This is a genomic window from Rhodococcus xishaensis, assembly GCF_004011825.1.
Taxonomy (GTDB): domain Bacteria; phylum Actinomycetota; class Actinomycetes; order Mycobacteriales; family Mycobacteriaceae; genus Prescottella; species Prescottella xishaensis.
Map to the genome: position 1 here is coordinate 26,811 of NZ_RKLO01000004.1, position 24,813 is coordinate 51,623.

The 24,813-nt window shown below is 68.7% G+C and carries 1 protein-coding gene; it reads right to left on the bottom strand.

Annotated features, from left to right (window positions below; translation table 11 throughout):
• Positions 1 to 27: 27 nt before the first annotated feature.
• Complete coding sequence (locus EGT50_RS10325) at positions 28 to 24,495, bottom strand: non-ribosomal peptide synthase/polyketide synthase (protein WP_206615795.1); 24,468 nt, start codon at positions 24,493 to 24,495, stop codon at positions 28 to 30.
• Between the last annotated feature and the right edge of the window lie 318 nt (positions 24,496 to 24,813).

Sequence of the window (24,813 nt, forward strand, 5' to 3'; positions counted from 1 at the left end):
ACCCGAGCACGGGCCGCGGCCCCACGGTTACCCCTGTTCGAGGTAGGCCGCGAGAACGCTGCCGATCACCTCGAGAGAGTCCGGCTCGATCATGTCGTTGTGATCGCAGTCGACGGGGCACTCGTCGATGCCACCGGTGACGATCGGACGCCACTCCTGCGGGGAGCGGCGCGCGCCCTCTGGGGCACCGACCGCCGGAAAGACCAACAGGTCGCCGTCGAAGACTTCGGGCACGAAGCGATGCACCAGCAGTCGGGAGTTCGCGTATCCGTCATTGATCCGCTCGAGGTGTTCGGCGGTGACCCCGTCCGTCAGCCCCAGCCGATCGTTGAGCGCCCGAGCCGCGGTCTCGTACGTGAGATCCTCGGTCGCTACCTCGTCCAGCCCGAGTCCGCGCAGCAACTCGGCCAGTTCGAGCCCGCCGAGGAGCGCGTCCGAACCGTCGTCGGGATATGCGTCCATGACTGCGAGCGTCGCAACCTTCCGTCCCCGACGTTGCAGTTCGACGGCCATCGCATGCGCGAGGACCCCGCCGAGCGACCAGCCGAGCAGGTCATACGGTCCGTCGGGTGCTACGGCCGTCATCTCGTCGACGTACCTGCCGGCGAGGTCCTCGATCGAGGAGTACCGGGGTCCGCCGGCGATCGACGGTAGCTGGAGCCCGTACACGGGGCGATCCTCCGGGAGATGGCGCACCAGTCCGGCATACCCCCAGGACAGACCTATCCCGGGATGCACGCAGAACAGCGGTCTACCCGAGCCGTTCGCGCGCAAGTCGATCCGTACGGCCAGTGCCTCGTCGATGCTGCCAATCCCCACCGAGGTGATCCTCCGCGCCATTCCGGCTGGAGTCGGGGCCAGGAACAACGCCTGCAGCGGAACTGTCGTGCCGAGCCGTTCGCGGAGGTCGGTCACCACCTTCGTCGCGAGCAACGAGGTGCCGCCGAGGTCGAAGAAGTTCTCGTCCACCCCCACCCGGCCGACTCCGAGCACGTCGGCGAAGGACTGCACCACCGCCGACTCCACCGGTCCGGCGGGCTCGCGGTGCTCCGCCGACACGGACAGGAACGCCGGTTCCGGCAGTGCGTCCCGGTCGAGTTTGCCGGTCGGTGTCAGCGGGATCTGATCGAGGACGGTGACCGACGCGGGAACCATGTACGCCGGCAGGTGCCGCACGGCCGCGCGACGGAGGTCGTCAGGACCGACGTCGGTGTGCTCGACCGGACGTACGTACGAGCAGAGCAGCGTGTTGCCCGCGGGACCCGGACGCGCGAGGGTCACCGAGAACCCGACGTTCGGCTGGGCGGCGAGCACCGCGTCGATCTCGCCCGGCTCGATCCGGAACCCACGCACCTTGACCTGGAAGTCGCTGCGCCCGATGTACTCGAGGGTGTTGTCGGAGCGCCACCGCACCAGGTCTCCGGTGCGGTAGAGGCGGTCGCCCCCCCGACCCCACGGGTCGGCGACGAATCGGGACGCGGTCAGGGCCGGGCGCTCGTGGTATCCCCGGGCCAGGGCGGGCCCGCCGATGTACAACTCCCCGACCACGCCGCGCGGCACCGGATGCAGACGCGAATCCAACACGAGCTCGGTGACGCCGCGGATCGGGCCGCCGAGGGTGACCGGTTCCCCGGGACGCATCGGAGCACTGACGTTCGCCATGATCGTCGTCTCGGTGGGTCCGTACGCGTTGAGCATCGTGCGGCCGCGCGCCCAGCGAGCCACCAGTTCCGGCGGGCACGGCTCACCCGCCACCACCAGCGTCCGGAGCTCGTCCAGCCCCGTCGGGTCCACCGACGCGAGGGCGGTAGGAGTCACGAATCCGTGCGTCACCCGCTCTGATTCGAGCAACGAAGCGAGCTCGGTACCTCCGTAGACGTGCGGTGGAACCACGACCATCGTGGCACCCGCGCACAGCGCCATCACTGTCTCGAACACGGAGGCGTCGAAGCTCGGAGACGCGAAGTGAAGGGTGCGCGCCCGCGGGGTCACCTGCAGGTGGTCGCGCTCCTCGGCGGCCAGGTTCGCCAATCCGTGATGGGTCAGCACGACCCCCTTGGGGGTTCCGGTCGAGCCCGACGTGTAGATGAGGTACGCCGGATTGTCCGCCCGGACGGGGCGGATCAGCTCGGACGCATCGATCGGGGCGGGTGATGTCGCGGTGATCGCTGCGGCCGTCGCCGCGTCGTCGAGCTCCAACCAGTCGACTGTGTCGGGCAGCCGCTCGCGCCCCAAACTGGCCGTCAGCCCGAGGGCCGCGCCCGAGTCGGTCAACATCCACGAGATCCGCGCCGCCGGATAGTCGGGGTCGACGGGAAGAAAGGCCGCGCCGGTCTTCGCGACCGCCCACACCGCCGTCACCGAATCCGGCGAGCGTGACAGGCCGAGGGCGACGTACGTCTCGGGCCCCGCGCCCCGACCGATCAGATAGCGCGCCAGCTGGTTCGACCGTCCGTCGAGTTCTCGGTAGGACAGGTCGGCACCGGCGAACGTGACCGCCTCCGCCGCGGGATTCCGCGCGGCCGCGGATGCGAGCAGGTCCGCCAAGCTGATCGGCGGAGCGTCGGGTCCGCCGCGCGCAGGCGCGAGACCGCTCAGCTCACTCGCGTCGAGCATCTCGAGGTCCCCGACGGCCCGTCCCGGATCGGCGAGCGCGGAGTCGAGGATTCGGACGAACCGTTCGGCGAAGCCGTGCACCGTCCCCGGATCGAACAGATCGGTGGCGAAGATGATGCCGCCGTCCATTCCGGCGGGTTCTCCGGCGTCGTCGAACTGCTCACCCAGGACGAACTCGAGGTCCTCCTTGACCACCTCGACGCCGTCGGCCAGAGCGTCGAGCGTCAGGCCGGGCAATTCGAGTCGCGCACCGGTGCCGTCCTGGAACTCGAGGGCCACCTGGAACAGCGGCGAGTAGGCGGTCGAACGCGCCGGATCGAGCTCCTCGACGACGCGCTCGAACGGGACGTCGGCGTGCGCGAAGGCTCCGAGGTCGACCTCCCGTGCCAGGTCCACCAGTTGCCAGAAAGACTGCCTGGCATCGACTCTTGTCCGCAGCGCCAGCGTGCCGACGAACATGCCGACCAGATCGTCGAGCACCCGCTCGCCGCGACCGGCAATCGGCGTCCCGATCACGATGTCGTCGGTGTCGCCGAGACGGCTGAGCAGAACCGCGAGCGCGGCGTGGATCGTCATGAACAGACTCGCACCGCGATCTCTCGCGAACGACCGCAGTCGGCGGTGCAGATCGGCGTCGATCGTGAATTCAACCTGCCCGCCACGGAAGGACTGCTGGACCGGACGAGGCCGGTCGGCGGGCAGCCCCAACAGGTCCGGCGCTCCGGACAGAGTCCGGCGCCAATACGCCAGCTGCCGGGCGAGCAGTGAGTGCGGATCGTCGCCGTCGCCGAGGAGTTCCCGCTGCCACACCGTGTAGTCGACGTATTGCACGGGCAACGGCGCCCAGTCCGGTGCGTGCCCGGCAACCCGCGCCGCGTACGCACGCATCAGGTCCTGGGCGAGCGGCCCGCTGGAGTATCCGTCGATGACGATGTGATGGGCCACGAACGCCAGGACGTGTTCGTCCGGGCCGACCGAGAACAGCGCGCCGCGAATCGGGATCTGCTCGGTCACATCGAATCCCGCCGTGACGACCGCACGCACGCGGTCCCGGAGCTCGGACTCGTCCGGCACGCGGATCGGTGTGAGCTCGATCGCCGCATCGGCGGCCGCGCGGACGTCCTGCACCGGCCCGTCATCGCCGATCGGGAAGACGGTGCGCAGCGACTCGTGCCGATTCACGACATCGTCGACCGCGGCTGCGAGAGCCGCGGTGTCCAGCGCTCCGCTGAGCCGAACCACCATCGGCACGTTGTATGCCGGCGACGACGGGTCGTACTGGTTGATGAACCACATCCGCTGCTGCGCAGCCGACAACGGCACCTGGGATGGCCGCACGACCGGTTCGAGCGCCGGCCGGCCGGACGGTCCGGTGTCCTGGTGCTCGATCCGTTCTGCCAGTGCGGCAGGCGTGGGCTCCTCGAACAGTGCCCGGACACCGAGGTCGACACCGAGGGCCTCGTCGAGCCTGGCGACTGCCCGTGTTGCGGAGAGCGAGTTTCCGCCGAGATCGAAGAAGCTGTCGTCCACCCCTACCCGGCCGACGCCCAGAACATCGGCGAAGACCTCCGTGACGGCCTCCTCGATCGGGTCGGTGGGTGCCCGGAAGACCCGCGCCGGGGCGCCGAACTCGGGGTCGGGCAGTGCACGTCGATCGAGTTTGCCGACCGGAGTCAGCGGGACGCTGTCGAGCACCTCGATCGCCGCCGGCACCATGTAGTCCGGGAGCCGTCCGGTCAGGCGGGCGCGGAGTGCACCGACGTCGACCGTGCGCTGTGGCGCCGCCGCGACGTAGCTGACGAGCACGTTGTCGCCGCCCGGACCGCGGCGACCCAGCGTTGCGGCGAACCGGACATCGGGGTGCGCCGTGAGTACGGCGTCGATCTCTCCGAGTTCGACGCGGAAACCGCGGATCTGGACCTGGAAGTCGCTGCGCCCACGGTATTCGAGGCCGCCGTCGCTGGTCCATACACCGACGTCGCCAGTGCGGTACATCCGTTCGCCGGGAGCCCCGAACGGATTCGCGACGAACCTGGTGGCCGTGAGCCCGGGCCGACGGTGGTATCCGCGAGCCAACCCGGGGCCCGCGATGTACACATCGCCGGCGACCTCGGACGGTACCGGCTGCAGGCGCGCGTCGAGCACCGTCTCCGCGACCCCCGGGATGGGCCCACCCAGCGTCAGTCGTGGCCCGCCCGTGTATTCCTCGATGTTCACGACGATCGTGGTCTCGGTGGGGCCGTACACGTTGAGGACCCGGCACCGTGGCAGCCAGTCGGCAACGAGGTCGGGCTGCCAGGATTCGCCTCCGACGAGGATGCACTCGAGGTCGACGAGTCCTGCGGGATCGACCGACGCGAGCGCGGCCGGGGTGATGAATGCGTGGGTCACCCGCTGCTTCCGCAGCACAGCAGTGAGTTCGGTGCCGCCGTAGACCGAGCGCGGCACGATCACCATCGTCGCCCCGACCGCGAAGCACAGCAGGTATTCGAGGACCGACACGTCGAAACTGGGGGATGAGAAGTGCAGCGTCCGTGCCTCGGAGGTCACGCCGCTGCGCTCGCGCTGGATGTCGGCGTAGTTCGCCAGACCGCGGTGGGTGGCGACGACCGCCTTGGGGCGTCCGGTGGAGCCGGAGGTGTAGATCAGGTAGGCGGGAGCTTCGATGCGGACCGGAGCCGTCCGGTCCGCGTCGGTCACCGGCGCCGATGATCGCGCCTCGTACCCGCGCGTGAACTCGGGGTCGTCGAGCACCAACCAGCGCACCCCGCCGGGCAGGCGGGACCGATGCATCCGCGTGGTGACGCCGATCTCGGCGCCGGAGTCGGCGAGCATGTTCGCGACCCGCTCGGCCGGATAGTCCGGGTCTACGGGCACGAAGGCCGCTCCGGTCCGGGCCACCGCCCAGACCGCGAGGACCGACTCGACCGATCGTGCAATTCCCAGCACCACGAACGAATCGGGACCGATCCCCAGCTCGATCAGATGACGCGCGAGCCGGTTGGATCGACCGTCGAGCTCGCGGTAGGTCACCTGCTGGACCCCGTCGATGAGGGCCGTGGCGTCCGGATCCCGGGCTGCCGCCACGTCGAAGATCGCAGCGAGGGTGCGCGGCTGCGATCCCGGACCCGAACGCACCGGGGCCAATTCGCGCCGCTCGGCCACGGTGAGCAGGTCGAGATCCGCGAGTCGGCGGTCGGGCTCGTCGGCGAACAGGTGCAGTACCCGGAACAATCGATCGGCGATGTCGGAGACCCGATCCTCGTCCACCTGGTCGGGCCGGAACTTCAACGTCACCCGCAATCGGTCGGGGGCGGACGCAACGACGGTCAGGGGGTAGTGCGCGGAGTCACGGGCCTCGATGTCGACGATCCGCAGGCCGCCGATATCGATGTCGGTTCCGTCCCCGCGCACCGGGTACGACTCGAAGACGGTCAGCGTGTCGAATGCGGTAGCCGGACCCGCCGCCCTTTGGATGTCCGGGAGTCCGACATGGTGGTAGTCGAGCAACGCCGACTGCTCGGCCTGGATTCGGTCGAGCAACTCACCGAGAGTCTCGTACGGGTCCAGCCGAATCCGCACCGGCACGGTGTTGATGAACAGTCCGATGGCGGACTCGACGCCGGCGAGATGAGGTGGCCGGCCGGACACGGTAGACCCGAACACGACGTCCTCGCGGCCGGTCAGTATCCCGAGCACGATTCCCCAAGCAGCCTGGACGACCGTGCCCAGCGTGATGCCCCGGTCCCGGACCGCCGCGCGTAGCCGGTCACTCGTCTCGGCGTCGAGCTCACAACTCAGATCCCGGGATTCGGTGAATCGGGTCGGGCCCCCCGACCGCTCAGGCAGCAGCAACGTGGGGTCGTCGAGCCCGGAAACGGCCTGGGTCCACGCCCGGATCGCCTCCGACGAGTCCCGCCCGGCCAGCCACTCGAGGAACCTGCGGTACGAGCCCGACCCGGCAGGGACGGCCGATTCACCGTCGGTGGCATAGACCGCGAACAACTCCTCGAGCAGCAGTGGCGTAGACCAGCCGTCGAACAGGATGTGGTGGTTGGTGATCACCAGCTCGTGCCGTCCATCGGGCATGTGCAGCAGCATGATTCGCAACAGTGGTGGCCGGGCGATGTCGAACGGGGTCGCGCGGTCGGCGTCGAGGAGTTCGGCGAGTCGATCCTCCGCTGCCGATTCCCCGAGGGAGCCGAGGTCGAGTTCGGTCCACGGCACCTCGACCGCATCCTGCACCACCTGCAGGGCGTCGCCGCCTCGTCCACGGACGAATGCGACGCGCAGGTTCGGATGCCGGTCGAGCACCGCGCGCACTGCCCACTCCATCCGAGGCACGTCGACGGTCCCGCGCAGCGTCAGGATCAGCTGCACCATGTAGGCGTCCGCCGCATCCTCCACTGCTGCAGACAGTTCCGCGTGGAACATCATGCCCCGCTGCATCGGAGAGAGCGGCCACACGTCGGACAAGCCGGTGAATCGGTGCTCGAGTCCCTCGATAGTCTCCTGATCAAGCTCGACCAGGTTGAGATCGGACGGTGTCAGCCCGCCTGCTCCGGGGGTGGTCGCGTGTTCGACCAGGGCCCGCGCCGCTCGAATCCACCAATGCGTCAAGCGCTCCACCTCACCCGAGGTGAGGACTCCACGCGGGAAGTCCCATGTCGCGGCGATTCGCGGTCCGTCCGGACCGGCCACCGTCGCGGCGTTGACGTCGATCACCGACGTCACCGCCAGATCAGGCGTCACCACCCCGCGAAGTCCGGAATCTTCTACCGGCAGCCACGTTCCGCTCTCGCGATCCCTCGCAACGGTGTCGGTCCGACCGAGGTAATTGAAGCTGATCTCCGGCAGTGGCTGCGTGGACAGTTCGGGTCGGGTGTCGTCGTCGAGATAGCGGAGCAGACCGAACCCGATGCCGTGGTCAGGGATCGACCGCATCCGTTCCTTGACGGTCTTCACCACGGCGCCGGCCGGTGCGTCGGCTGCCATCGCGGCGTCGACGTCGATGTCCGACAGATCGAATCGCACGGGGAACAGCGATGTGAACCACCCGACGGTCCGGGACAGGTCAGCGCCGGGCACCACCTGCTCCTCCCGGCCGTGCCCCTCGGTCACGATCGACACGGCGTCGGCATCGGCACCGCGTTCGCGGCGCCACAGCGTGATCGCGAGGACGAGCGCGCTCAGCAGCCCGTCGTCGACGCCGCCGTGAAACGCTTGCGGGACCGCGGTCGTGAGCCCGCGAGTCACCTCACCCGGAAGTTCGACGGTGACGCGGTCCGTGGTGGCTCCGACATCGACTCGCGGATCCAGTTCGCGCGCACCGAGGCACGGACCCGACGGCTCGAGCATCGCCCGCCACAACCCGAGTTCGGAGCGACGGTCCCGACCGGCGGCCGCGAGGGAGTTCGCCCAAGTCCGCATCGACGTGCCGACCGGTTCGAGCACCGGGTCCTCGCCGGCCGCGGCCTGCCCGCACGCGGAGGCCAAATCGGGGACGAGGACGCGCCATGACACCCCATCGACGGCGAGATGATGAATGACGACGAGCAGCCGTGCACCGTCTGGGCCGGCGAAGTACACGACCTGGATCACCTTGCCCGAGAACGGGTCCAATCGATCCGCAGCCGCTTCCAGCTCGCGTCGGGCGAGTTGGGTGAATTCGGATCCCTGCACCGTCTCGACGGGGACCGACCGCACGACCTCCAACCCGTCGACCGTCCCGGGAGGTGAAACCGTGACGCGCCAGCCGTTACGGGAGCGGTCGTCGCGGCGCAGCGAGGCCCGGAGCATGTCGTGGTGGTCCAGCACCGCGGTCACTGCCCTTGACAGGACATCGGTGTCCAGGTCGATCGGCACGTCCAACAGGACCGATTGGGAGTATCGGCCGAAGTCTCCCGAACGCTCCGCGAGCCAGTTCACGATCGGGGTCGTCACAACATCGCCGACACCACCGCCGGGCAGTTCCGGCAGGGGCTCGTCGGCCCGCTCGATCCGCGCGACCTCGGCGAGTCGGGCGACGGTGCGGCGCTCGAACACCTCGCGCGGGGTGATCACCACACCGGCAGTCTTCGCGCGGGATACCAGCTGGATCGACATGATCGAGTCCCCGCCGAGTCCGAAGAACGAGTCGTCGGCGGCCACCGTCTCGACCCCGAGAACCTCACCGAACAGTGTGGCGAGGGTGCGTTCCAGGCCTGTCGCGGGACGTCGACCGGTCCCGCCGGCCACGCGCGGGTGCGGCAGGGCCGCACGGTCGATCTTTCCGTTCGGTGTCAGTGGGAACTCGTCGAGCACGGCGACTGCGGCCGGCACCATGTAGCTCGGTAGCTGCCCCGCAGCCTCGTCGATCACCGCGTCGGCCGCGACGTCCGCCCCGGGCTCGGGAACGACGTAGCCGAACAGTCGGGTCGTACCCGTGGAGGCGCCCGAGCCGTCGGGGCGGGCGAGCACCAGTGCCGAGGCGATGCCCGGCATCGAGGCCAGCACGGACTCGACCTCCCCGGGTTCGACCCGGAATCCGCGGACCTGTACCTGGAAATCCGTGCGTCCCAGGTACTCGAGTCCACCGCTTGGCGTGAGCCGGACCCGGTCACCTGAGCGGTACATCCGCTGCGAGGGTGCGAACGGGTCGGCCACGAACCGGGTAGCGGTCAGGCCCGGCTGTCGCCGATAGCCCCGCGCCAGCTGGGGGCCGAACACGTACAGCTCGCCCGCGACGCCGACGGGCACCGGATGCAGGCGATCGTCGAGGACACGGACGCCGATCCCGGGCAGTCCGGCCCCGATCGCCGACCCCGGAGTCGGAGAGGCAAGCACTTCCTCCGCGGTGATCCGATGCCATGTGACATGGACGCACGTCTCGGTGATGCCGTACATGTTCACGAGCGCCGGGCGGTGGGTGCCGCGACGGTCCACCCAGCCGGCCAGTCGCGGGGCGTCGAGCGCCTCACCGCCGAACACCACCCAGCGGAGGTCGAGTGCGCCCTCCGTCTCGGGATCGGCATCGGCATCGGCGTCGGCGAGTTGGTAGAAGGCCGACGGGGTCTGGCTGAGCATCGTCACCGACTCGGCCCGCAGCAGCTCCAGCATGTCCGACGGCGACCGTGCGGTGTGGTAGTCCACGACGACCACGCGACCCCCGAATCCGATGGCCCCCCACAACTCCCAGACAGCGAAGTCGAATGCGTACGAATGGAACATCGTCCACACGTCGCGCGCGCCGAAGCCGAGAACCTCGCACGCACCGGCGAGCAGTGTCCGCACGTTGCGGTGGGTCACCACGACCCCCTTGGGTCGCCCGGTCGATCCCGACGTGTAGATCAAGTAGGCGGGAGACTGCGGGCGCAGCGGACCGACGCGGTCGGCGTCGGTGACCGTCGACGCCGGCTGGGCGTCGATCCGTGCGCGGATGTCGGGCGCCTCGGTGCGGACGACCGGAACATCTTCCGGGAAGACCTCATCTGGAACGGAATCGTCGGCGAGGACACACACCGCCCCGGCATCCTCGACGACGAACCGGATGCGGTCGGTCGGATACCCCGGGTCCACCGGGAGGTAGGCCGCGCCCGCGCGCACGATGCCCACGAGGGTGGCCGCCAGGTCGACGGTCCGGTCCATCGCGACGGCGACCACCGACTCGGGGCCGAGCCCACGCTGGATCAGCCAGCGCGCCAGCCGGTTCGATCGCTCGTCGAGCTCCTGGTAGGTGAGGCGTGTTTCACCGCAGGTGACCGCCACGGCGCCGGGTGTCGCGGCGGCAGCTGAGCCGAACAGGTCCGCCAACGTGCCGTCCTGCTCGGTCGGCTCGGGACCAGCCTCGGGGCGCTCCGCCAACTCGATGTCGCCGACGGCGACCGAGGAGTCGGCCGCGGCCGCGGTGAGCAGCCGAGACAGCATCGCGGCGAGACGGGCGACGGTGGTGTCATCGAACACGTCTGTCGCGAAGACGATCTCACCGTTCAACCCAGCCGGCGCCCCGTCGTCGGTCCGGCTCTCACCGATCCCGAACTGCAGGTCGAACTTCGCTTCCCGGGTGTCGATGTCGAGGCCTTCGACGGTCAGGCCGGGCAGGTGCCCCTGCGGCCGGTCGACGTTGCGGAACTCGAGGAGGACCTGGAACAGCGGGGCGAACGACGTGTTGCGGGCGGCACCGGTGCGCGCCACCAAGCGCTCGAACGGTAGATCCGAGTGGGCGAAGGCGTCGATGTCGCTCTCCCGTACGGCGTCGAGCACACTCGAGAACGAGGCCGCCGGATCGATGTCGGTCCGGAGCACGAGCGTGTTCACGAACATGCCGACGACGTCGTCCAGTTCGGCCTCCCCACGCCCGGCGACAGGCGTACCTACAACCACGTCACGGGTCCCACCGACACGCGCAAGCAGTGCTGCCAGCCCGGCGTGCACCACCATGAAGAGCGTCGAATCATGTTGTTGTGCAATCTCGACCAGCGCTCGGTGCGCCTCCGCAGTAACCGCGAACGGAACCCGGCTACCGCGAGTGGTACGCCGGGCGCCCCGTGGACGATCCAGCGGTAGCGTCGTCACCGGCGGCGCACCCGACAGTCGGTCCAGCCAGTAGGACTCCTCCTGGACAAGATGCGAACTCGGATCGTCGGGGCTGCCCAGAATCTCCCGCTGCCACAGCGCGTAGTCGGCGTACTGCACCGGTAGCGGCGACCAGTCCGGTGCGCTGCCCGTCACGCGCGCCCGGTAGGCGGTCACGACATCACGCACGAGGGGCCCGATCGAGAACCCGTCGGCGGTGATGTGATGGAGTACCAGCACCAGAACGTGCTCGTCGGGCTGAAGTCGCAGCACCTGTAGCCGTACCGGGACGCTTTGCGCCACATCGAATCCCGCGCCGATCAGTTCCTCAACCCGGGCTTCGAGGCCACCGGGCTGCACCGACTCCGGCTCGAGGGCGCCCACCGCGTCCTCGGCTGCCACAACCATCTGGGTCGGCCCGGTCGGCGCCGACGGGTACACCGTCCGCAGCGACTCCTGCCGCCGCACCACGTCGATCAACGCCTCCCGCAACGCCGGCACGTCGAGGGTTCCCGACAACCGCAGCACCATCGGCACGTTGTAGGTGGCGGACTCGGGCTCGAACTGGTTCAGGAACCACATGCGTTCCTGCGCCCACGACAGCGGCACCCGATCCGGCCGGATGCCGGCACGCAGCCGTGGTGTGGACACCGTTCGCGTGTGATCGGCACGCGACGCGAGACGTCCTGCGGTTCCGCAGTCGAACAAGTCCCGGACGTCGAGGTCGGACCCGAGTGAACGGTTGATCCGCGCGACCGCCCGCGTCGCGCTGAGCGAGTTGCCACCGAGGTCGAAGAAGCTGTCATCGACCCCCACCCGTTCGACACCGGTGATGTCCGCGAAGACCGCCACTACCTCCTCCTCGGCGTGGGTCGTCGGGGCGCGGAACTGCGAGGTCGCGGAGGCGAGGTCGGGTGCCGGCAACCGGTCCCGATCGAACTTGCCGACCGGGGTGAGCGGGAGTTCGTCGAGGATCATGATCCTGTCGGGCAGCATGTAGCCAGGTAGTCTGCGAGCCGCGAAATCGGTCAGTTCGGCGTCCTCGACGCCACCGTCCGCCATCGGCACCACGTACGAGACGAGAAGCGAATCGCCCGCGTCACGCCGTCGCGCAACGGTGATCGCATGCGCCACCGCTGGGTGCGCCACCAACGCCGCGTCGATCTCACCGAGTTCGATCCGGAAGCCGCGCACCTTCACCTGGAAGTCGCTGCGTCCCAGATAGTCCAGCGCACCGTCGGACCGTCTGCGCACCACGTCACCGGTGCGGTACATGCGGTCGCCGGCCTTGCTGGAGGGGCACGCCACGAACCGTGCGGCGGTCAGCCCCGGCTGCCGGTGGTAGCCGCGGGCCATGCCCGCGCCCGCGATGTACAGCTCTCCCGGCACCCCCGGCGGAACGGGACGGAGCAACGGGTCGAGCACCACCAGTTCGGTACCCCTGACCGGGGTGCCGATCGGGGTGTCGGCGCCGGAAACCAGCTGCCCACTGATCGTCGACACCACGGTCGACTCCGTCGGGCCGTAGGCGTTCAGCATCGTACGACCCGGCGCCCACGCGGCGACGAGTTCGGGCCCGAGGATATCGCCCCCCACGACCAGGACCTCCAGCGCGTCGAGCGGCTCCGGTTCGACCGTCGCGAGCGCCGCGGGTGTGATGCAGACGTGCGTGATGCGCTTCCCGGCAAGCAGTTCGGCCAACGCCGGTCCCCCGTAGACGTCGGGGGGCGCCACCACGAGCGTCGCCCCGGCAGCAAGCGCAGGTAGCACCTCGAACAACGAGTAGTCGAAACTCGGAGTAAGGACGTGCAGGCATCGCGCCGAACTCGTGATCGGATACCGCTGCCGCTGATCGTCCAGCAGGCTCGCCAGCCCACGATGGGTGACGCTCACCCCCTTCGGCTGCCCCGTGGACCCTGACGTGTAGATCAGGTAGGCAATGTCGTCCACGTGCACCGAACGGGCGCGGTCCCGGCCGGTGAGTGCCGTCGTCGGGATCGAGGCCTCCACGACGTCCCGATCGTCGAGCACAAGCCAGTGCACCGTTTCTGGCAGGCCCTCGCGGGCCGCCGCGCAGGTGACGCCCACCGTCGCACCGGAGTCGCCGAGCATGTGCTCGATCCGCGCCGCCGGGTACGAGGGGTCGATGGGGACGAACGCCGCGCCGGTCTTTGTGACCGCCCACACCGCCAGTACCGAGGCCGCCGATCGTGGCACTGCGCATGCCACGACGGTGCCGGGGCCAGCTCCCACGCCGATCAGCTGTCGCGCCAACCTGTTCGACCGTGCGTCGAGGTCGCGGTACGACAGCTGCGCGTCGGGGGCGTCGACGGCAATACCGGTGGGGTTCGCGGCGGCCCCCTCGTCGAGGATCTCCGCAAGCAGCCGCGGCGCAGACGGCTCCCCGCCGTCCACGATGAACTCGGCGCGCTCACGTGTCGTCAGCAGGTCGATTTCGGCCACCGGCAACCCATGGTGGTGGCTCACGCGGTCCAGCGCCAGAAGCAGTCTCCGCCTGAGAGATTCGATCGTCGGGGCGTCGAACGCATCCGCTCGATACTTCAGCGTCAGGTGGAGGCGATCGGTCAGGCCGGCCAGCAGTGTCAGGGGGTAGTGCGTCGAGTCGAGCCCACGCACACCCGTCACCCGGAGCCCGGCAATGTCGGTGCCGCGTTCGAGCGCGGTCCGGTCGACCGGGTAGGACTCGAATACCGTCAGCGTGTCGAACACGGCACCGGCACCGGCCGCGTGCTGGATGTCGGCGAGCCCTGTGTGGTGGTGGTCGAGAAGCGTGGCCTGCTCGTGCTGCACACGGCGCAGCAGGTGCCCGAGAGTTTCCCGTGGATCCAGCCGCACCCGCACCGGCACGGTGTTGATGAACAGTCCGATCATCGACTCGATGCCTGAAACGTCGGGAGGCCGCCCCGACACCGTCGCGCCGAACACGACGTCCGTTCGTCCGGTGAAGACCGCGAGCACGAGGGCCCACGCCACCTGGACGACGGTGTTGGGCGTGACCCCGTGATCGCGGGCCACGCGCGTGAGCACCGCCGTCTCGGATTTGCTCAGCGCCAGTTCCACATCACGCGATTGTTCGTATTGCTCGTCCACGGCGGACGCGTCCGGTGCGGCGAGCAACGTCGGCTCGTCCGTTCCGGCGAGCGCCCGACCCCACGCCGCGATCGACGCGTCGCGGTCACGCCCCGCGAGCCACGCCAGGTAGTCGTGGTAGTCACCGGCGGGGGGAAGGGCGGCGGGATCTCGCACGGCGTAGAGCATCAGGAGCCGTTGCAGCAGAAGCGGTGTCGACCAGCCGTCCAGCAGGATGTGGTGGTGGGTCAGCACGAGCCGGTACGACCGGGGCCCCACGCACACGAGGGTGAACCGCAGCAGCGGTGGCCGGTCCATCGCGAACGGTGTCGCCCTGTCGTCGGCCATCAGGTTGCGCCACCGCCGCTCGCCGGTTTCCGCTCCGTCCCCGGACCGGTCGACCTCACGCAGGTCGACCTCGCGCCACGGCACCGGCACGTCGGACTCGATCACCTGGACCGTCTCGCCGCCGACATCATCGACGAAGCAGGCTCGCAGGTTGGGATGCAGGTCGAGCAGTTTGCTGACGGCGGAGCGCAGTCGCGCGCGATCGGGTTCGCCTCGCAACTCCACGACGAGCTGAACCAGGTAGGCGTCGAGCGCATCCGACGCCAGATGCGCGTGGAACAGCAGACCCGCCTGCAGCGGCGTCGTCGGCCACACGTCGACCAATCCGGGCCATCCGGCCTCGAGAACGTCGATCGCGTGCTGGTCGAGACGGACGAGGTCCAGATCGGACGGGGTGAGCCCGCCGGCTTCCGGGGTGCGCGCGTACGCGGCGAGGCCGCGCAGCGCGTCCAGCCACAGGTCCGCGAGCCGCACGACGTCGGCGCGGTGGAGAACTCCCGGGGCGAACGACCAGGACGCCTCCAGGACCGCCCCGTCGGGGTTGGCCTGCACCCCGGCGGAGATGTCGACGGGTGCCGTCACAGGCATGTCGGGATCGTGTGCGCCGCCGAGGGCGCCTGACGACACCGGCATCCACGGAGACGATTCCGAACCGCCGTCAGCGGCGACGGCGAGGCGGCCGAGGTAGTTCAGCACGATCTGAGGTGCGCTCCGCAGCAGACGTCCCTCGCCGCCGAGTTCGGTGAGCAGTCCGTACCCGATGCCGTGGTCGGGGATCGCCCGCAGGTGTTCCTTGACGAGTTTGACGACGGTCCCCGCAGTCGGTCCGCCGGCGTAGGCGTCGTCGAGGTCGATCCGGGACAGGTCGGGCCGCACGGGATGGATCGTGGTGAACCAGCCCACCGTTCGGCTCAGGTCGGCTCCGGGGACGACGCTGTCTTCGCGTCCGTGGCCTTCGAGCCCGATCATCGTGGCCCCGGGCATCGTGTCTGTGTCACCGTCGCGCTCGGCGCGCCAGCGCGCCACCGCCATCGCGAGCGCCGCCACCACGACGTCGAGGGCGCCACCGTGGACCGCGGTGGGCAGGTCCGTCAGCAACGTCGCGGTGTCCGCGGCCGACGCGGCGACACGGACCTCCTCCGCGGTCGCGTGGATATCTCGTTCCGGGTCGAGTGCCCGTCGCCCGATCGGGGGTTCGTCCTCATCGACGATGCTCTGCCACAGCGGCAGCTCCTCGGTCCGCGCGTCGGCGACGTCGTGCAGGGCGTGCGCCCAACGCCGCATCGAGGTGCCGACCGGATCGAGCTCGGGGATCCGCCCCTCGGCGGCCTGCGACCACGCGGACGCAAGGTCGGGCACGATGATCCGCCAGGACACCGCGTCGACAACCGTGTGGTGGGCAACGATCAGCAGCCGCCCGCTGTCATCGGGCCCGCGGAACCAAACGAACTGAACCATCCGCGCCGCGGCCGGATCCAACCGGTCCGCCGCCGCATCCAGTTCCTCCGCGACACGAGAGACCGCTGCGGCGTCGAACGCCGCCACGGCACACTGCGTGAGAGTTCCGTGAGCATCGACATCTCCCTCCGGGAGAACGTCCATCCGCCAACCGGATTCGTCATCGATGTCGTACCCGGATTCGTCACGGACCAGCCGTGCACGGAGCATGTCGTGCCGGTCCAGCACGGCCTGTATCGCGTCGACGAGGTCGCGTTCGCTCACGGCCACAGGCAGGTTCAGCTGCACCGCCTGGGAGAATCGGCCGATCTTCCGGCCGGCACGTCGCAACAGCCACGCCAGGATCGGGGTCGGCGGCACCTCCCCCACGCCACCACCGGTGAACTCCGGAAGCAGCTCTGCTGCCTCCGTGGTCGGGGTTGCGACCGCCGCCAATGCGGCGACGGTGCGGTGATCGAACACTTGACGGGGCGTTACGGACAGCCCCGCCGCTTTCGCGCGCGCGACCAACTGGATCGACATGATGCTGTCGCCACCGAGACCGAAGAAGGAGTCCTCCACACCGACCGTGTCCAGCCCCAGCACGTCCGCGAACACACCGGCGAGCGTCCGCTCGACGTCGGTGGCCGGAGCCCGTGCGGGCGAGACCTCGGCGGCGAAGTCCGGGTCCGGCAGCCTGTCACGATCGAGCTTGCCGTGCACGGTCATCGGGAGCTCGGAGAGCACGGTGATATGGGATGGCACCATGTACGACGGCAGCCGAGCGGCCACGGCCTCGTGCAGGTCCGCGGTGTCGACGTCGGCGCCGGCCGCCGGAACGACGTAGGCGACCAACCGTTCCCCGATCCGGCCCACCCGACGGATGTCCGCGACGGCGATCCCGACGTCCGGGTGCTGCGCCAACACCGCCTCGATCTCACCGAGTTCGATCCGGTACCCGTGAAGCTTGATCTGCCGGTCGATACGGCCCAGGTACTCGAGGGTTCCGGTCGCGATCCACCTCACTCGATCGCCTGTGCGGTACATGCGTCCGCCGGGTGCCGCGCTCGGATCGGCGACGAACCGTGACGCGGTGAGCGCGCGGCGCCGATGATAGCCGCGCGCCAGGGCGGGTCCGGCGAGGTACAACTCGCCGGGGGAACCGACCGGCACGGGCTGCAGCCGCGCGTCGAGGACCAGCGCGTGGAACCCCGGGGCGGGGCCTCCGATCGAGATCGTCTTGCCCGGAGTCAGAGCCGAGCTCATGGTCCCTACGACCGTCGTCTCGGTCGGGCCGTAGGCATTGAGCATCTTCCGGCCGGGTGCCCAACGGTCGACGACATCGGTCGGCACCGACTCGCCACCGGAAATCACGCACTCGAGGTCATCCAGACCATCGGGGTCCGTAGCCGCCAACGCCGACGGTGTAATGAGGCAGTGCGTCACATGCTCGGACGTCAACAACTCGCGCAGCTGCTCGCCGCCGTACACGGTGGGCGGGACGATCACCAACGTCGCGCCCGCCCCGACCGCGAGCGCGAGTTCGAGGATCGAGGCATCGAAGCTCGGCGATGCAAGCTGCAGAACTCTCGACTCCGGCACGGTCCCGCACCGATCGTGCATGTGTCCGACGAAATCGGCGAGCCCGCGGTGCGTGACGGAGACCCCCTTGGGGACACCTGTGGAGCCCGAGGTGTAGATGAGGTAGGCGGTCTCGTCGAGGCGCAGCGGCACCGTTCTTTCGTCGTCCCGGATGGGACGGTCGGACACGTCTGTGGTGGAACGTCTCTCGCCGAGTACCCAGCAGGGAATCTCTTCGGCGAACACGTCGAGGAACGGTCTCGTGGTAAGTCCCAGGCAGGCCCCGGAGTCGCTCAGCATCAGCGAGATCCGATCGGCCGGGTGGGCCGGGTCCACCGGGACGAATGCCGCACCGGTCTTCGCAACCGCCCACACCCCGGTGAGGTACTCGGGGCATCGGGCCATCCCCAACGCCACTACCGATCCCGGGCCGATGCCCGCGCCGATCATCTCGCGAGCCAACACAGTCGAGGCCCGATCCAGTTCGCCGTAGGTCGTGTCGGCTCCCTCGTACCGGATCGCGGCTCGCGTCGGGTCCGATTCGGCGGCCATGGTGAGGAGGTCAACCAGCGAGCACGGCTCGGTTCCCGGATCCCCGCGGACCGGGGTCAACGCGGAACGTTCTTCCGCACCCAGGAGCTCGATGTCCGTGACGAGCGTGTCGGGCGTTCTGGTGGCGGCCTGCAGGATACGCAAGAGACGGCCGGCAAGGCCGCGAACGGTTTCCGTTTCGAACATGTCGGTCGCGAAGACGAACCCAACGGACATCCCCGCGGGGGTACCGTCGTCGGCGAACTCTTCGGCCACTCTCAGTTGCAGGTCGAAATTGGCGACCTCGTCCCCGGCGTCGAGTCTCTCGACTCGCAGGCCTGGCATCTCCAAACGCGCAGGCGCGAGGGTGCGGAACTCGAGCATCACCTGGAACAGCGGCGAATGTGCGGTCGAACGAGGTGGATCCACCGCCTCCACAACACGTTCGAAGGGAACCTCGGCGTGCATGAATGCACCCAGATCAGTGTCGCGCACCTGCTCGAGCAACTCGGTGAACGAGCAGTGACCGACGTCGCACCGCAGCACGAGGGTGTTGACGAACATGCCGACCATGTCGTCGAGTGCCGCAGAGCCGCGACCCGCGATGGGGGTGCCGACCGTGATGTCATCGCCGCCGCCTAGGCGGGACAGCAGCACCGCGAGCGCTGCGTGCATCACCATGAAGACGCTCACGCCCTGGCTGCGAGCCAGCGCGACGATCTGCTCGTGCAGGTCGAGTGGGATCTCGAACTCGACCCGATCGCCACGCTGCGTACGCACGTTCGGGCGCGGGTGATCGGACGGAAGGTCGAGGGCTTCCGGCACACCCGCGAGAGTCTTTGTCCAGTAGTCGAGTTGCCGCGCCAGGGGAGAATCCGGGTCGTCTGCATCGCCCAGCCAGGCCGCCTGCCACAGCGCGTAGTCCGCGTACTGGACGGCGGATGCCGGCCATACCGGCGGCACTCCGTCCCGCCGGGCCACATAGGCGGCGGCGAGATCCCGCGCCAACGGGGCCAGCGAGAAGCCGTCGGCAAGGATGTGATGGAGCACCACCGTCAGTACGTGTTCCGTGTCGTTGATCCGGAACATCCTGGCACGCAACGGTATCCGTGCCGTGACATCGAATCCGACGGAAGTGACCTCGCGGACTCGGTGTCGTAGGTCGTTCTCGTCGTCGACCTGGACGATGTCGAGGGCCGCGTCCACCGATCCGACCGGCAGGATCTCCTGTCGCGGTCCGGCGTCATCGAGCGGGTAGACCGTCCGCAGCGATTCGTGCCGCGTGATGATGTCCGCCGCCGCGGCGCGCAGCGCGTCGACGTCGAGGTCCCCGGACAACCGGACCGACATCGAGATGTTGTACGTCGGCGACGCAGTGTCGAACTGGTTGACGAACCAAATGCGCTGCTGGGCAGGCGAGAGCGGAATACGATCGGGGCGCTCGCGGGCGACCAGTGGGGGCCGCGCCGGCTCACCGGCATGGGCTGCGCGCCGCGCTAGCCCGGAGACCGTGGGGTCGTCGAACACGTCCCGGACACCGAGCGCAACCCCGAGGGCATCACCGACCCTCGCCGCGAGCTGCGCTGCGACCAGGGAGTTGCCGCCGAGTGTGAAGAAGTCGTCGTCGGCACCGACGAATTCCAAGCCGAGCAGATCGGAGACTTCCGCGGCCACCGTCTGCTCGATCGGGTCGCGGACGGGGACGGGCCGCCGATCAACTTCGTCAGGCGTCGGCAACTCGGTGAGGTCGACCTTGCCGTGAACCGTTGTCGGCAACCGGTCGAGGACCACTACCGCAGAGGGCACCATGTAGCTCGGTAGCAGCCGTGCCGCAGTCTCCTTCACGTCGACCGGATCAACCGCTCCGGCTTCGGGCACGACATACCCGAAGATTCTGGTGCCGACCGGCCCCTCGTCGGTGACGGCGACAGCGGACCCCACCCCTGGCGTCGCAACCAGTGCAGACTCCACCTCGCCGAGTTCGACCCGGTACCCGCGTACCTGTACCTGGCGGTCGGCGCGGCCGAAGTAGCGGAGCGTGCCCTCCACAGTGAAGGTGCCCAGGTCCCCCGTTCGGTACATACGGGCACCCGGCTGGTACGGATCGGCCACGAAGCGCCCGGCCGTCAGGGCCGGTCGGTCGAGGTACCCACGCGACAACTGGATCCCCGCGACGTACAGCTCGCCCACCACGCCGGGCGGCACCGGGTGTAGCCGGGCGTCGAGAACCCGAACGGCCAGCCCCGGCAGGGGGGTCCCGATCGAATCCGCCGGGGGGCGCGCGACAGCGTCCGGACGGAGCGGGTCGTAGGTGACGTGGACGCAAGTCTCGGTGATCCCGTACATGTTCGTCAGCAGTGGCAGGGGACCGGAGTGCCGCTCGAACCACCCGGACAGCCGCGCCGAGTCGAGCGACTCACCACCGAAGATCACCTGCCGCAGCGCCGGCACCCCGTCGCCGCTGGTCTCCTGCCGATCCGCTTCGTCCAGTTGACCGAACGCGCTGGGGGTCTGGCTCAGCACCGTCACCCTCTCGCGGTGCAACAGTCCCAGCAGGTCCCCGGGCGACCGCGCGGTGTCACGACCGACGACCACGACAGTGCCGCCGTGCAGGAGCGCACCCCACAACTCCCACACCGCGAAGTCGAAGGCATACGAGTGGAACATCGTCCACACGTCGTCTTCGTCGAAACCGAACAGCGCTCGAGTGCGGTCCATCAGCGTCATGACGCTGCGGTGGGGCACGGCAACCCCTTTGGGACGGCCGGTCGAGCCAGACGTATAGATGACGTAGGCAGTCGAATCGGGACGCAGCGGTAGCCGCTCATGGTCGGCGACGGGGTCCGGCGACAGCCCGGCGACATCCGCTGCCACGGACGAGCTGTCCAGATCCACTACGGGGACATCGACCGCGACCGAGGCCAGCCGTGCCGCACCAGCGGCGTCGGCGAGCACACACACTGGTGCCGCGTCGGCGAGCACGAACGAAATCCGCTCGTCGGGGTACTCCACGTCCACGGGAACGTAGGCAGCTCCCGACCCCACCACCGCAGCGAGCACCACCGGCAGATCCACCGACCGGGTCATCGCGACCGCGATCCGGCTCTCCGGTCCCACACCACGCCCGATCAGCCACCGGGACAGACGATTCGAACGTTCCGCGAGGTCGCGGTAAGCGATACGTTCGGCACCGGCCACCACCGCGGTGGCGCCCGACCTCGCCGCGCACACTCGCGCGAGCCGATCCGGGAGGGTGTCCGCAATGCCGACCGGGTCCGCGCGCGTCTCGGACAGCGCGCGTTCCGACGCCTCGGTGACATCGATGTCCCCGACGACGGCGTCCCCGTTGGCGGTAACCACGGCCAGGACCCGTCCGAACCGCTCGACGAATCGAGCGACCGTCTCCCGATCTAACAGGTCGGTGGCGAAGTGCATCGCCGCCGACATGCCGGCCGGCTCACCCGCGTCGTCGACCCGCTCACGAAGGCTCAGCTGCAACTCGAACTTCGCGACCCCCGGATCAACTTCGCGTACTGCGACATCGAGCCCGGGGAGTTCCAGCGTCGCCGCCTCGGTGTTCTGCAACTCGAGCAGCACCTGGACGAGTGGCGCGTGTGCGGGCGACCGTTCGGTCGCCAACTCCTCCACGAGCCGTTCGAACGGCAGATCGGCGTTGGCGAGCGCACCCAGGTCGACCTCCCGCACGTGCGCGAGGAGGCCGACGAACGACACCGCGGGATCGACGTCGGTACGCAGGACGAGGGTGTTGACGAACATGCCTACGAGGTCGTCGAGTTCCGGCGTCGTGCGACCGGCAACTGGCGTGCCGATCACGACGTCTCGGCCGACTCCCAGCCTCGACAGCAGCGTGACGAAGGCGGCGTGCAGCACCATGAACAGCGTGCAGTCCCGCTCGCGCGCGAGCTCCACCAACCTGCGGTGCACGTCCGGGCCGATGTCGAACTCGACCCTTTCGCCCGTCGGAGACATTACGGGCGGCCGAGGCCGGTCGAGGGGAAGTGCGATCACCGGAGGCAGGTCCTCCAGACGAGACGTCCAGTACCTGAGCTCGCGTGCGGTAGGCGTGTCCTCCGCCCCTGGCGTGTCCGTCTGCTCCGACGTGCCCATCGTGTCTTGTTGCCACAGTGCGTAGTCCGCGTACTGGAGCTGGAGGGGAGCCCAACCTGGAGCCTGACCCGACCGGCGCGCAGCGTAAGCCACCATGATGTCCCGCGCAAGGGGCACCATCGATTGACCGTCCGCGGCAATGTGGTGGGCGACCACGGCCAGTACATGCACGTCCGGACCCATCCGGAACAGTCGCACACGCAGCGGAAGATCCTCGCGGACATCGAATCCTGTCGACGCCGCAGACCGTACGGCATCCGAAAGCTCGTCCGGATCGACGGCGACGGGCGCGAGATCCGGCAGAGCCGACTCAGTTGCAACGATCACCTGTCGCGGTCCGAGCGTGTCGGATGGGAACACGGTACGCAGGGCCTCGTGCCGGTCGACGACGTCGGCGAGTGCCGCCCGGAGCGCATGGAGGTCCAGTTCGCCGGTGAGGCTGACCGTGAAGGAAATGTTGTAAACCGGGGAAGCCGTATCGAGTTGGTTGACGAACCACATACGCTGCTGCGCCGGCGAGAGCAGGATCCGGTCGGGGCGTTCGTGCGTGGTTGGCGGCACGAGAGGCGGCGGCGGGGATCCGCCGTCGACGAGCGAGGCCTCGACGTGGCGCGCCAGGCTCCGCACAGTCGGGCTCTCGAACAGATCGCGCACGGTCAATGCCGTTGCCAGGGCCGCGTTCAACCGGGCGATCACCTTCGTGGCCACCAGGGAATCCCCGCCCAGATCGAAGAAACTGTCCCACGGCTCGACGGTCCGCCCTGGGGCGAGTACGGTCACGAACGCGTCCGCGATCGCCATCTCGACGGCGGAGTCCGGGCGCTCCTCTGCTGCGCCCGAAACGGATTCGATATCGGATTTGCCGATCGTCATCGCAGGTTCCGGGGCTGCGTGCAAAGCCGGCGGCGCCTCAGCGCCGCGCAAGTCACCGAGCGGCATGTTCGGGTCGGCGGTGACGAACTCCTCGAGCAGCTCGAGAAACAGCCGGTGGTAGGCCCCTTGCTCGTCCGCCTGATATCGAAACGGATTCGCGCGGAAGTCGACGAAAGTCTTCACCGGAGTACCGGATTGGTAGACATTGACCAGAAGGTCTTCCACGGGGCCGGAAGTCAGGATACAGAACTCCGTCTGCAGATCCCCCATCACGATCTCGGGATGGAAGAACATCACGTTGACGATCGGCGCGGCCAGTTCACTACCGACATCACGCCGGATGTCCGCGCGGCTGCAACGTTGATGCCGCAGGGCCGCAAGGAGCTCGAGCTGGACCCGCTCGACCAGCGTACCGACGGTGTCGTCGTCACAGACCTCGACCGCCAGCGGTAGGAGATTGACCGTCATGCCACCGGAGCGGCGCAGCACCGCGGTGGTGCGCGCCGAGACCGGGATGTTGACCAGCACATCCCGTCTCCCGGTCATCCGACCGAGATAGCACGCGAACGCGGCGACGATTCGTGCGGCCGCGGAAGCTCCGCCCCCGCCGGGTTCCTCATCACGCTCGAGCGCCTCAACGGTCTCGGCCGACAATACTCCACTCGCGAGCCGACTCTCCGCGACCGCGGGTGCCACCGAGCCCGCCAGCGTGATCCCGCTCAGCCCGGACAGCTTTTGCGACCAGTACTCCCGGTCCTCATCGTGACGTTTCGATCCCCGATAACGTTCATCGATTTCGAGGAGTGCACGCAGGTCCGCCGCCCGTGGTGGATCCGGCTCTTGTCCTCGGACCGCCGCAGTGTACAGGTCGGCGATACGGTAGAGCATCGTCGCGGCACCGAACCCGTCGAGGGCGATGTGGTGACTTCTGCTGTACCAGAAGAAATGTCGATCACCGACCTGAAGGATCACAGTTTGGACGAGCCGGTCGACGGACAGGTCGATCGGGGTCGCGAAATCACGGTTCATCCACTCGTGGGCAGCTGCCGACGGGTCGCGCTCGGCGCGTAGGTCCACGAGCGCAATCGAGGTGTCCCGCCCTGGATCCACGTACTGCAGAGGCTCATCGCCTGTCGTGATGACCCTCAGGAAAGGGGATTGGAATTCGCGGGCCGCGCGCACATTTGCGTCGCGGAGCAGGCCGATGTCGAGGGGGCCCTCTATGTCCACGTACTGCGCGATGAACAGCGGGACGTCGGGCGCGAGTTGCTGCGCGAACCACAGTGCACGCTGCGCCTCAGACAACTGGAAGCGGGATCCGACCGAGCGCGACTCCATCGAGGGCGATTCGGCCTCAGTCGATCCGGAACAGGCCGATCCGGTATTGGGCGATTCGGGCAAAGGGTCGGCGGAGTCCATGTATCACCCCCAAGGAGGTTGGTTCGCCAGCGGCATGTCACGCCACCGCCGTTGAACGAGCACTTCCCTCGATGAGCCGGTCCCGACGACGAGCGCTTACGTGAAGTATCCGCCAGAGGTGCAATACGGTCCAGATTGGCAGGTCAGACAAACGCGGGCAAGGTGGAGAGGTGCAAGAGGACGATCGAACAGGCGGGATCGGGCGGGGCGTGGGGCGTGGATACTGACACCCCTAAC

What these genes read in the sequence shown, in the direction of transcription:
- EGT50_RS10325 (WP_206615795.1), bottom strand. Translation starts at nt 24,495, where the DNA reads ATGGAGTCGCGCTCGGTCGGATCCCGCTTCCAGTTGTCTGAGGCGCAG.